The 12433-nt window shown below is 50.8% G+C and carries 11 protein-coding genes; 5 read left to right on the forward strand and 6 right to left on the reverse strand.

Going from position 1 to position 12433, the window contains the following annotated elements; translation table 11 throughout:
* The first annotated feature begins 60 nt into the window (after positions 1 to 60).
* Positions 61 to 1023 carry an HTH-type transcriptional regulator MetR gene (gene metR, locus U868_RS24750; protein WP_004241557.1) on the forward strand — a complete coding sequence of 321 codons (963 nt, stop codon included), beginning with the start codon at positions 61 to 63 and terminating at the stop codon, positions 1021 to 1023.
* On the opposite strand, the gene U868_RS0119210 is transcribed toward metR, so the two are convergent.
* The 3 genes from U868_RS0119210 to U868_RS0119220 all read right to left on the reverse strand — a co-directional run bounded on the left by U868_RS0119210 (position 908) and on the right by U868_RS0119220 (position 5078).
* Positions 908 to 1807 (reverse strand): carboxylate/amino acid/amine transporter, encoded by a 900-nt coding sequence (locus U868_RS0119210; RefSeq protein ID WP_025154688.1) that lies wholly within the window; start codon positions 1805 to 1807, stop codon positions 908 to 910. The genes metR and U868_RS0119210 overlap by 116 nt on opposite strands.
* 3 nt (positions 1808 to 1810) lie before the next feature.
* The gene (locus U868_RS0119215; protein WP_025154689.1) at positions 1811 to 3460 is read right to left on the reverse strand and encodes a Na+/H+ antiporter; all 1650 of its coding nucleotides are present in this window, start codon (positions 3458 to 3460) and stop codon (positions 1811 to 1813) included.
* 271 nt (positions 3461 to 3731) lie between these two features.
* The gene (locus tag U868_RS0119220) at positions 3732 to 5078 is read right to left on the reverse strand and encodes an NCS2 family permease (RefSeq protein ID WP_025154690.1); all 1347 of its coding nucleotides are present in this window, start codon (positions 5076 to 5078) and stop codon (positions 3732 to 3734) included.
* A gap of 261 nt (positions 5079 to 5339) precedes the next feature.
* Here U868_RS0119220 and U868_RS0119225 point away from each other — a divergent pair, with 261 nt between their 5' ends.
* Entirely contained in the window at positions 5340 to 6134 is a 795-nt protein-coding gene (locus U868_RS0119225; protein ID WP_080694394.1) for a M15 family metallopeptidase, read from the forward strand.
* A 6-nt stretch (positions 6135 to 6140) separates the two neighbouring features.
* On the opposite strand, the gene U868_RS0119230 is transcribed toward U868_RS0119225, so the two are convergent.
* On the reverse strand, positions 6141 to 6890 hold the full coding sequence (locus U868_RS0119230; RefSeq protein ID WP_025154692.1) for a sulfite exporter TauE/SafE family protein: 750 nt from the start codon (positions 6888 to 6890) through the stop codon (positions 6141 to 6143).
* 170 nt (positions 6891 to 7060) lie between these two features.
* Between U868_RS0119230 and U868_RS0119235 the strand changes: the two genes are divergently transcribed.
* Positions 7061 to 7618: a helix-turn-helix domain-containing protein gene (locus U868_RS0119235; protein ID WP_004238248.1), complete on the forward strand. Its 558-nt coding sequence runs from the start codon at positions 7061 to 7063 to the stop codon at positions 7616 to 7618.
* A 42-nt stretch (positions 7619 to 7660) separates the two neighbouring features.
* Here U868_RS0119235 and ilvN read toward each other — a convergent pair whose 3' ends face one another.
* Positions 7661 to 7945, reverse strand: a complete 285-nt coding sequence (gene ilvN, locus U868_RS0119240) for an acetolactate synthase small subunit (RefSeq protein WP_004238249.1) — start codon at positions 7943 to 7945, stop codon at positions 7661 to 7663.
* 17 nt (positions 7946 to 7962) lie between these two features.
* The gene (ilvB, locus tag U868_RS0119245; RefSeq protein ID WP_025154693.1) at positions 7963 to 9654 is read right to left on the reverse strand and encodes an acetolactate synthase large subunit; all 1692 of its coding nucleotides are present in this window, start codon (positions 9652 to 9654) and stop codon (positions 7963 to 7965) included.
* 1332 nt (positions 9655 to 10986) lie between these two features.
* Between ilvB and U868_RS0119250 the strand changes: the two genes are divergently transcribed.
* The gene (locus U868_RS0119250) at positions 10987 to 11454 is read left to right on the forward strand and encodes a hypothetical protein (RefSeq protein WP_025154694.1); all 468 of its coding nucleotides are present in this window, start codon (positions 10987 to 10989) and stop codon (positions 11452 to 11454) included.
* A 125-nt stretch (positions 11455 to 11579) separates the two neighbouring features.
* Positions 11580 to 12380 (forward strand): hypothetical protein, encoded by an 801-nt coding sequence (locus U868_RS0119255; RefSeq protein WP_345840335.1) that lies wholly within the window; start codon positions 11580 to 11582, stop codon positions 12378 to 12380.
* Positions 12381 to 12433 lie beyond the last annotated feature (53 nt).

A 12433-nucleotide genomic window follows, 5' to 3' on the forward strand; every position in this document is an offset into this window, starting at 1 on the left:
TCAACGGGTACTGTATAAGAAACAAGCGCAAATTCTTCATCGTTAACCTGAAGGTTCCTCATGATAGAAATAAAACATTTAAAAACGATTCAGGCACTGAATCAGTCAGGGTCGCTCGCGGGAGCAGCAGGTGCGTTGCATCAGACACAATCCGCCCTTTCCCATCAGTTCAGTGAACTGGAACACCGGCTCGGCTACCGGATTTTTATCCGCAAAACCCAGCCGCTGCAGTTCACCCCGCAGGGACAAGTACTGTTACAGCTGGCGGAGCAGGTACTGCCGCTGGTGAAAGATGCCATCCGTGAATGCAATGAGCCGGGACTGACCGCACTGCGCGTGGCGATTGAGTGCCACAGCTGCATTCAGTGGCTGACCCCGGCTCTGGCGCATTTCCGTGAGAGCTGGCCGCAGATTAATGTCGATTTCACTTCCGGGGTCAGTTTTGATCCGCAGCCGGAACTGCTGAAACGCGAACTCGATGTGGTGCTGACATCCGATATTGATGAGCAGCACAACGGGAAGCTGACGTACACGCCGCTGTTTGATTATGAGGTGAAGCTGGTGGTGGCACCGGATCATCCGCTGGCCCGCCGTCTGCATATTCAGCCGCAGGATCTGACTGCAGAAACCCTGCTGATTTATCCGGTACAGCGTCAGCGCTTTGATATCTGGCGGCGTTTCCTGCAACCGGCCGGTGTTTCCCCGCAGATAAAAACCGTGGATAACACCCTGCTGATGATCCAGATGGTCGCCGCCCGCATGGGGATCGCCGCACTGCCGCACTGGGCGGTGGAGAATTTTGAAAGACAGGGGATGGTGGTGACCAAAACCTTAGGTGAGGGATTGTGGAGCCGGCTGTATGCCGCAAACCGCAGCGGAGAACAGCGTCAGCCGGCTGTTGAGTCGTTTATTCGCGCGACGCGTCAGCACGCGGTGGACAATCTGCCTTTTGTAAAGACGGCTTCAGTATCCATACCCGGTGCACCCACAGGGATGCCACAATCAGGGTTGCGCCAATGCTGAACGTGAGCCAGTTTGGATGCTGCTGCCAGATGGCAAAGTTCACCAGTAACCCCGCCGGAACCATCATGTTGTTCATGATCGCGAGTGTTCCGGCGTCCACCTGCGTGGCGCCGTAATTCCACATAAAGTAGCCGATCCCGGATGCCCCGATCCCCAGCCACAGCAGGACACCCCACTGTAACTGCGTGGACGGCATTTTGGCGAAATTGCCGAACAGCAGCCAGCCCGCCAGCGCCACCACACAGGCACCGAGGTAGAACCAGGAGAATGCCGTGCGCTGCACCAGCGGATGCACTTCCATCAGCCGCTTGTAACCGACCTGGCCGACAGCAAAGAAGATATTCGCCAGCTGCACCAGAATCAGCCCTGTCCAGAAAGAGTCACTGAGGTGGTCATAGCGGATCACCGCCGCACCAATCACCGCCAGCAGCGAACTGAACACATATCCCCACCGCAATCCGCGCCGCTCCAGAAGATCATAAATCAGTGTCACATAAAGCGGCGTCAGCACGGTAAACAGCAGGAATTCCGCGACGGTCAGGTAGTTGTAGGCATGGAAAACAAAGAGATACATAATGCCGAGCTGACAGGCACCCACCGCCATATACATCAGAATGACTTTCGGGGCGATCCCGCGCCAGCGCAGAAACGGCAGAAAAACCAGTGCCGCCAGCGACACACGGACTAACACAGAGAACCAGCTGTCCACCTGACCGGCGAGATACTCGCCAATCAGGCTGAACGATGCGGCCCACAGGATCGTGGTAATAATCAGTAACGGCATCGGTTATGTTTCTTTCTCAACCAGCAGGGCTTCCAGCAGATCCAGGTCATGCAGCAGCAGTTGCAGGGTTTCATTGCTGATATTACGGGTCGCACGCTGGTGATACAGCTCCCCGCGCTCGGCACGCAATGCGGTCAGACGGAAACGGCGCTCCAGATCTTCCACCTGGAGGTTATATTCCATCTCATCCCCCCCGGCGGTACGCCGCCTGAGGTGTCCGGCCACCCGCGAGGCCACCTCACTGATAGCTTCCGCATCCAGCGCTTCATCCGAACTGGCGGACAGACGCTCTTCCATCTTGCCGATACTGACAATGGCCACTTCCGCCATCGCCGCTTTCGCCGCGCGGATTTCATTGGCATCCGCCTGTTTATCCCCGACATTCATCCCTTTGAGCAGGAACGGCAGCGATACCACCCCCATAAAGAGTGAGAAGATAATCACCCCGGCGGCGATAAACACCATCTGATAACGGGCCGGGAACGGCGTGCCGTCCGGCAGGAACAACGGGATGGAAAGTACACCCGCCAGCGTTATCGCCCCGCGTACCCCGGCAAATGATGCCAGCCACAGATCACGGGTGGAGTAAAACGTAAAGTCCAGCGGCTTGCGTTTTAAGGTCAGGCGGCTGACGGTTTTCATCATCCACAGCCAGCAGAAACGCAGCACCAGCAGGGCAAAATAGATAACGATAACCGCAGTAAACAGCATCCAGGTTTCCACGGTCGGATCCAGTTCCGCCTCAATGACCGACACCTGCCAGATCCCCGGCAGCTGCAGACCGAGCATAATAAAGACCAGGCCGTTAAAGACAAATTCCAGCATCCCCCAGACATTATCCGCCCGCAGACGCATCGCCAGCGGTGCATTGCGGATAACCCCGGATTTACTGATAGTCATCCCCGCAGCCACGGCCGCCAGGATACCGGACACACCGATGTGTTCCGCGATCAGATAAGAGGCAAACGGCAGCAGTAACATAAAGACGATTTGCGTGGCCGGGTCATCCCCGCTCCAGCGGCTCATCAGACGCAGCGATTTACTGTACAGCCAGGTGACTGCCACCCCCGCCAGCAGGCCGCCGATAGCGACTTTGAAGAATTCCAGGGTGACACCGGTGACGGAGAAAATCATCGTGCCCATGACAATTGCCACGGCAAATTTCAGCGCGACCAGACCGGAGGCGTCATTCATCAGCGCCTCCCCTTCCAGAATACCCATCATCTGTTTCGGAATGCGCCCTTTGCCGACAATCGACGACAGCGCCACAGCATCTGTCGGAGACAGCACCGCCGCAAGGGCAAAGGCCGGAATAAGCTCAATCCCCGGCATCAGCCAGTAGATCAGATACCCGATGCCGATAACGGTGACCAGCACCAGGAACAGCACCAGGATGAAGATTTCCCGCCCTTTCTGCATAAATTCCCGGGTCGGGGTCTTCCAGCCGTCAACAAACAGCAACGGCGGTATCAGCAGGACGAGAAACAGTTCAGGATCGAACGTGACATGCAGACCAAACTGCGGGAAGGCAAGCAGGGCCCCCATTGCGATCTGAATGATGGGTAACGGAATACGATACGGGATCATTTTGGTGAGAACACCGGACACCGACACGACCAGAATCAAAATAAGAATCGTAAAGAATATTTCCATATTACCCTTACTGAACTTAGGGCTTAATCAGCCCGCTGACAAAAAGATACTGTTAATAACGGCAAAAAAACCGCAATAAGAGCCCGGAGGAGAAAAAATTACCGCCGGTTGCCACTATCATACAAAAAAAAGCAGCGGCGGATGCGTTATCCGCCACTGCTATTTTATCTTCTCAGGCCATTAATTCGGGCAATTAATTAGTGTTTTAAGATAAATCGTATAAATAAAGCGTATCCTCACCAACAGCTTCCGTTAAATGGTGATTTATGACTTAAATCGCCCAGCCACCAGCATAAAATGCCACCAGTGCCGCTGCGATAAGAACTGTGCCGATATTCAGCTTACGCCATTCCCCTCCGGCGATACGACCGATAACCAGTGAAGCAAAGCCCAGCATAATCCCGGTCACAATATTACCGGTCAGTACAATGAAGACCGCACACAATAAACCGGACATAGAACCAACAAAGTCACTGAAATCCAGTTTACTGACATTACTCAGCATCAGCAGACCGACATACATCAGCGCCGGTGCCGTAGCATAGGCCGGTACCAGATAAGAGAGCGGAGAGAGGAACAGGATCAGCAGAAACAGTACCCCGACCACCGTTGCGGTCAGACCGGTACGGCCACCCGCAGCGGCACCGGCTGCTGATTCGATATACACCGCCGCAGGAGCCGCGCCGACAACACCGGCCACGATACTGCTGACGGAGTCTGTCGTCAGGGCTTTACCGCCGTTAATGATCTGATTATCTTTATCCAGCAGATTCGCCTGACCGGCCACCGCGCGGATCGTGCCTGTCGCATCAAACACCGCCGTCATGACCAGCGCCAGCACCGTCGGCAGCACCAGTGGTTGCAGTGCGCCCATGATATCCATGCTGAAAAAGAGTGACAGCCCGTCATCACCGAGGGACGGTAATTTGAAAAAACCCTGATATTTCACATTCGGGTCAAAAATCAGCCCGATAACGGAAATCGCAATAATTACCAGCAGTACCGCACCCGGCACTTTCAGGCGCTCCAGACCGAAAATCACCGCCAGACCCGCCAGCGCCATTATCACCGGGAAAGAGGTGAAATCCCCCAGCACCACCGGCATGCCTGCCTGCGGGTTTTTTATCACAAGGTCAATATTAGTGGCGGCAATCAGCAGCAGGAACAGGCCGATACCAATCCCCGTGCCGTGGGCAATCCCCAGCGGGATATTGCGCAGGATCCACGTACGGATACCGGTGACAGAGATCAGGGTGAACAGCACCCCCATCAGGAACACCGCGCCCAGTACGACCGGGATCGGGATATTCTGACCAATCACCATACTGAATGCGGTAAAGGCGGTCAGGGAAATCGCACAGCCGATCGCCATCGGCAGATTTGCCCATAACCCCATCAGCAGAGAACCGAACCCGGCCACCAGACAGGTGGCGATAAAGACCGCCGTATGCGGGAAACCCGCCTGGCCGAGCATGCCCGGCACAACAATAACGGAGTACACCATCGCCAGGAATGTGGTCAGTCCGGCGAGAACTTCACGGCGGACAGTGGTGCCGCGCTCAGTCAGTTTAAAAAATTGGTCTAATTTGCACCCGCTTTGCGGCTGTGTCGCAGACATGTCATCACCTGTGTTAATGAATTTTGTGTCACATCACGTAAACGATTGCGTTTTCAGAAGAAATTCTCTGGTTTCCGGATCTGAAAACCGGACACACATGACGCAAACGTTTGGCTTTTTACAGAGAAAAGATGTGATTTTTTGAGGCAAACGATTATCTTAGGAAAAATCCTGATAATCAAGGCCAAATCCGGGAATTTTTTCACCTCTGTGCCGCTGACGGGTTATCATCATCGGTCCCGGTGCCTGATGACGGAATCTATGATGAAACTGACTGCTTTTCTCCTCCCTGTGAGCCTGCTCTGTTCTGCATTACCGGCAGCCCAGGCGGCAATCACCCCGCTCAGCCCGGACACCTGCCGTGCCATGACCGCACTCGGTATTATCACAGCAGAAAACCCGGTACCCTGCGAACGGCTGGTCAATGTGGATGTCCGGTTTATCACCTTTGAGGGCGAAACCCGCACCGGCACCATTACTGTCGCCGATATTATTGCCCCTGAAACGGAAGCGCTGTTCGATGAGTTGTACCGGCAGAAATTCCCTCTGCACAGTGTGCAGCCGATAGAGACCTTCGGCGGCGATGATGAGGCATCCATGGCGGCTAATAATACGTCGGCATTTAACGGCCGCCGTCAGGCAAGTCAGAAAGCCTGGTCAAAACACGCTTACGGCATGGCGATCGACATTAATCCGCAGCAAAACCCTTACCGTTTCCGTGAGAAAAACGGCCGTGTGACCATCAGTCCGCCGCAATCCGCCGCAGCGCTGACCAACAGGGAAAATATCCGTAACGGAAAAATGGAAACGGTGCTGCCGCTGGTTTTCAGCCACGGTTTTCTCCGCTGGGGCGGGGAATGGAAAAATCCGGTGGATTATCAGCATGCGGAGATCGGCAGTTTTACCTTTATCAATCACCTGCTGTCACTGCCGCTGCCGGAAGCACAGGCACAATACAGCGCCTATGCCGCCCGCTACCGCGACTGTTTCCGTAAAAGCAAAACCCCGGACGAACAGCTGCGCGCCCGGCAATGTGCTAAAAACGTGCTGCGCTGACAGCTGTCAGTGCACCAGATTGCTGATAAGCAACGTCAGCCCGGCCAGCAGGATCACCATATTCAGAAAACGGAAAAATGCCTCTTTCGGGATACGCATGGTGATATGCCGCCCGAGGACAATCCCCGCCACCATCGCGGGCAGGAACAGCAGCGCGGTAATAGCAATTTCGCTGTTCCGGTAGATGCCCATAATCAGGAAAATAATCACCCGGGTTAACGTACTGAAGCCGATCAGGGTGGTCTGTGTGATACGGAACCGGTTTCTGTCCTCAATCCGCCCGGCAAAATAAATGGCATACACAAATCCGCCCGCCCCGAACAGCGCACTCAGGATGCCGCCGCCAATCCCGAACGGAATGATGTATTTCTGCGGATAATGCCGTGCAGTCTTCTTAATAAAGAGGGAATAAAGCGCATAGAGAACAATAAAGGCGCCGAGGAACACCGCCAGCAAATCAGGGTGTGTTTTCAGCAGGATCGCCGCGCCAATCAGACTGCCGCCGATCATCAGCGGCACCATCCATTTCAGCTCGGCAAAATCGGCTTTGCGTCCGTCGCGGGTGACGTTAATCACCGCCGCGCCCAGATCCATCAGCGCCAGCATCGGCACAATGTGTGAGACAGGAATAAAGAAGGCCAGCACCGGACTTGCGATCAGCGCAGAGCCAAAACCGACCATGCCGAAGACCAGATAACCGGCGAAAAGAACCGTAAAACAGATGAAAAAATCTGCCCATGGCAGGGTGTAGATCATGGTGAGCACCCGTTTAATGACTTATGTTAATTATCACCATGCCGGATCCTTTCATCTGATAGTATTACCTGTCAGCGCTGTTTTTCCGGAAAATCACGGCTTACCGTTGTACAACAAGTGTGCAATACTAACAGGGTTTCCCTGCAAATTTCATTGGTATCAATTACATTATGCTAAAAACCAGTGCCCACATCGGCCAGAAAGTCAAACTGCTGCGTCAGGCGCGTAACCTGTCGCTCAACGATCTTTCAAAACTCTCCGGCATTTCGAAAGCCGCACTGTCCAAACTGGAATCCGGTGATTCCAATCCGCGTATCGATACACTGGAGGCGATTGCCGTTGCACTGCGTTTTCCGCTGGGGGATCTGTTTACCGCCAGTAATGAAGGTTATCCCCGTTACGAAAAAAATAAAGTCTTTAAAGGGGAATATGCGGAAGATTTTAAATTCCGTGTCGGCATGGGAAATATTTCGGAGATCTGGCACCTGAAGATGATCCGCGGCGCGATTATTAACAGCCCCGCACACAGCACCGGCACCCATGAGCATATTCTTATCCATCAGGGTACCCTGATGATGCGCTTTAATGAAGATCAGACTGTGCTGCTGGAACCGGGGGATTTCTATGCGTTCTCCTGTGATATTCCCCACTCTTATATCTGCATGGAAGGCGAGCTGAGCGGCACGCTGATTATGTCCTATTCCCATATCGGCCAGACATCGCCGTAACCGCAGACAAAAAACCGGGCTTATCTGCCCGGTTTCATCATTCTACTGAATGTATTTATTCAGTTGCTCAAAGATGCTGATATCTTCGTTGTATTTCACGTCCTGCACGTCTTCCAGTTTTTCCACCTGACTGACCATCTGGCTTAGCCGGTCATCCGATTTCACCAGCAGCCAGATATGGCTGTGATCCTGTCCCGGCAGCGGCAGACACAGAATACCGTCCACGTTAAACGCCCGCCGGGCAAACAGACCGCAAATGTGTGTCATCACGCCGGGGTGGTTGCGGACCACCAGTTCCAGAGCGATAGGCTGATTATTTTTTTCCATGATTCTGTTCTCCGTCATCAGGCTGTGACCATATCGATATTGGCATCACCCGGCAATACCATCGGCCACACTTTTTCACTGACATCGATTAATGCGTGGATCAGACACGGCCCGGGGCGATCAATCGCCGCCTGCAATGCAGCATGCGGATCGCTCTCTTTGTTCAGATCACAGGTGTGTAATCCGAAGCCTTTGGCAATTGTCACAAAATCAGTCTGATACGGATAGGCAGATGCCACAATATGCTCGTTGAACATCAGTGTCTGCTGCTGATGAACCATCCCCAGCGCCTGGTTGTTCATCAGAATAATTTTGATATCCAGGTTATGCTCGGCGGCGGTCGCCATTTCCTGAATATTCATCATAATACTGCCGTCCCCGGTGAAGCAGACGATCTTGCGTGACGGCTCTGCCAGTGCGGCACCAATCGCCGCCGGTAAACCAAAGCCCATCGTTCCGAGTCCGCCGGAGGTCAGCCACTGACGCGGACGGCATAACGGATACGCCTGCGCCACCCACATCTGGTGCTGGCCGACATCCGTGGTGATGATGGCATCATTATCCACCGCATCCGCCACGGCAGCGATCAATCCGAAATGACTTAACGGATCGGATTTATTCATCTGCTCCAGCGGGAATTCCTGTTTGATCTGCGTGATATGATCATTCCACGCCTGACGGGTATTTACCTCAATCTGCGGCAGCAACATGGCGAGAACCTGTCCGGCATCCGCGTTGATCGCGATATCCGGCTGTTTGATCTTGCTGATCTCCGCACGGTCGATATCCACATGGATAATTTTGGCATCCGGGCAAAACTGTTCCGCCTTGCCTATCGCACGGTCATCAAAACGCGCCCCGACCACAATCAGTAAATCCGATTCCTGCAAAATCATATTGGTATAACGCGCACCGTGCATCCCCAGCATTCCCAGATAGAGCGGATGCTGTTGCGGGATGGTGCCTAACCCCATCAGTGTCATCGTGGTCGGCAACCCGGCGCGTTCGGCGAAACTCTGCACCAGCTGCTGAGACTGCGACGCGACAATACCGCCGCCGATATACAGAATCGGGCGTTTTGCCTGATTAATCATCGCGGCAGCTTCAGTGACTTTTTCCGCATCAAACAACGGCAACGGATCTTTCGGCATGATTGGCGGCAATTCATCAATCTCAATGATGGCGGCCTGAACATCCTTCGGCACATCCACCCAGACCGGGCCCGGACGGCCGGATTCCGCAATACGGAATGCATCGGCGATAATGCCCGGCAGATCCTGAACATTGCGCACCAGGTAGTTGTGTTTGGTGATAGGGATAGACATGCCGTAAGTGTCCACTTCCTGGAAGGCATCGGTACCGATCATCGGCGAAGAGACCTGGGCGGTGATACAGACCAGCGGAACGGAATCCAGTTTGGCATCCGCAATGGCGGTCATCAGGTTGGTCGCGCCCGGCCCGCTGGAGGAGATACACACCGCCGCTTTGCCGGTGGTGCGGGCGATACCCTGTGCGATAAACCCGGCGCCCTGCTCGTGACGGGCGAGGATATGCCGGATGCGGCTTTTGCCCAGTGCATCATACAGCGGCAGCGCCGCACCACCGGGAATACCGGATACAGAGGTGATCCCGTGCTGTTCTAACATGCGGATAATTAATTCCGCCCCCGTCATCCGGGTTTTTGCCTGAGTCTGCTGTGAAGCTCCCATAACATCATCCTTTTCTTAACAACCGGTTCAGTTTCGCGGAGCCTGACATAAAAAAACCCCGCTCGGTTTACGCCGGCGGGGTTAGTGATCCTGTTGCTGATCCCGGCCCGTTACGGCGCGCTGCCGACGACCACCACCACTACCACACGCACGACGACAACCGCGTCTGATAGCGCGGTTGTTAGTAGTACGTTTTGCGGACGGGTGAATGGTTTCACGGGATATCTCTCAACAGTAAATTGTGTGTGAATAAATTCGGTTCGTACTTTAAAAAAACATAAGAATGAAATCTGTACAAGCCTTTTTTCATTTATTTTTTATTCAGCCGCTGATTTGTGATCACCATCACTGATAAATCACTGACATAAAAATCAAAATCACATAATCATTTGATTTATAATAACAAATCAAAACACTCTGTTAATAGCTTCAGCGGGAAATAGCATTATTACACCGGAAAAACAGCGATAAAAAAGGTTACAGGAACGATTATCCGGAGCTATACAAACCAATATCAGTAAACAGCAGAGGAATATATTACAGCAAAGTAACTTGTCAGCATCTGTTCACATTATCGCTGTCAGTCACTAAAAACAGCTTCTTTATCAGTTTTATTGTTCAGTATGATAAAAAACAGGTCTTACTCATCCGGTAACATTCGTGACAGGATACATTTTATGTGATTTTTTTGTTGCAAAAACACAGATAAAATTACATATAAATTACAAATACAGCTGAAATGGGTACATTTATGTGATTTAAATCACATATAATGACTATTATGATTGTCACGTTTCAGGTTTACCGATAAAACGTAATCCGACACATGCTCTTTAAGCCTCTTATCGCATTTTAATAAAAAATTGAGTATATCGTTTATTGATACCCAATGATTTTATTGGGTTTTTTCTTTTAAAAAGATAAACACACATCCGATTACGACAGCTATTTACACTAAAAATATCCGTTATGATGAAAAATCAGACGAACAGGATAAAAACAGAACTTATAACAACATAAGCTTCACTGCCTGTTAACCCCGGGCAATCTCATGTGTTCATCCAACGGCATGAGACATCACCCCTTACTGTCATCAGACGTAAGGGGTATTTTTTTGCCACTGACTATGCAGAATTACGCAGAAAAATAATTTTTTTCTTATTTATTCTGAGCTGATAACCGCTTATTTTTATCTGTGATATTTCAGCAAAGTACATTTCATGTTTCATATGCAGACGATATGCATGAAAAAATAAGATTAAGATTAATCATTATTTCGCTTTACGGATAAAAAAATACATTTAGCACTCAGTTAAAAACAAGGAGTGTTACATGTTAAAAGTTTATATCTGGCTACCGGAAGGAAAATATATCGGACATGCATCTCTTTCGTTTCAGGGAAACTACGTCAGTTTCTGGCCAAAAGACAGTGCAGGAAAAAAAGATCTGAAAATTAAATCCAATAGTCACCCCGGTGCCTTTATGGGCGCTTTAAAGGAAGATATTGAAAATGAAGGCAACAGGCAACCCCTGGTTGTCACTATTAATGAAATCAATGAAGAAAAACTTGCATTTCATATCGCAGAACTAATGAGTAACACACCGAGATATCAGCTGGCCCGCAATAACTGCTCTCATATTGTTGCTGAATGCCTGGCTGTTGCCTGTGATAAAAAACCCGGCTTTACACCATCAGCCAGTAATTATTCTAAATATTTAGGTTCAACTCTGGGTAGAGGGATCTGGACACCTCATGATATCTTACGGTATGCACAGGAACTCTCGGTAAATATAGTATGAATGTAATCTATAGTGAGAATTATAATTTTGACACCGGACTGTTGAGTTACTTCCATCCGTTTTACGGGATGAAATTCAAATCTATTTTTAATGATTTGAAAAATAACAGTAAAATCCGTTTTCACATGCCTGATTCCGCTATAGATGAGCAGATCATAGACGATTATCTTTCCGGGATAATGAAATACAGAGTCAAAAATAAAAAAGGCATCCTGAGAGCACTTGAGTTTCCCCCGATCCCCTTCCTCAGCTATTCATATCTGGATAAGCATGTATTAACCCCTATGCGTTTTGGTATCGCCGGTACACTGCTGGGAGCACAAAAAGCCATACAGGAAAATACTATTTTCTGGAATCTTGCCGGTGGCTATCATCACGCATCTCACCAGAATATGGAGGGATTCTGTATCTATAATGACATCACGATTTGCTATCAGGAATTACGCCGGAGAAATATCCTGTCCGCAGATGACAGAATATTAATTATTGATACGGATGCACATCACGGCAATGGTAATGCCGTCGATTTTATGGATAACCGCCAGGTAACGATCCTTGATATTTATAATCGGGATATTTATCCGCAATCACAATATACCCGCGAACGTGTTGATATCCCTGTTCCGCTTCCGGAGAAAACCCCCGGCATCCATTACCTGAACCAATACCGTAATGCCTTAAATAAGATAAACGGTAACTATAAAATAGCATTTGTCGTTACCGGCACAGATCCGCTTGAAGGAGATAAACTCGGCGGCCTTTCACTGACAATCAGTGATATTGCACAAAGAGATAAAACAACCTGGCAGTTCCTGTCAGAGAAACAAATCCCCGCTGTTTTTCTTGGCGGAGGTGGTTACTCAAAACTCAGCGCAACCTGTGTCACCCGCGCCATTAACGGTATTATCACCGACGCCGCAGACTGATTTCAGATCGCACATATAAAAAATCCCGCCAATGCGCTGAGGAATCCCCAGTA

The organism is Morganella morganii H1r, assembly GCF_000633515.1.
GTDB lineage: Bacteria > Pseudomonadota > Gammaproteobacteria > Enterobacterales > Enterobacteriaceae > Morganella > Morganella morganii_B.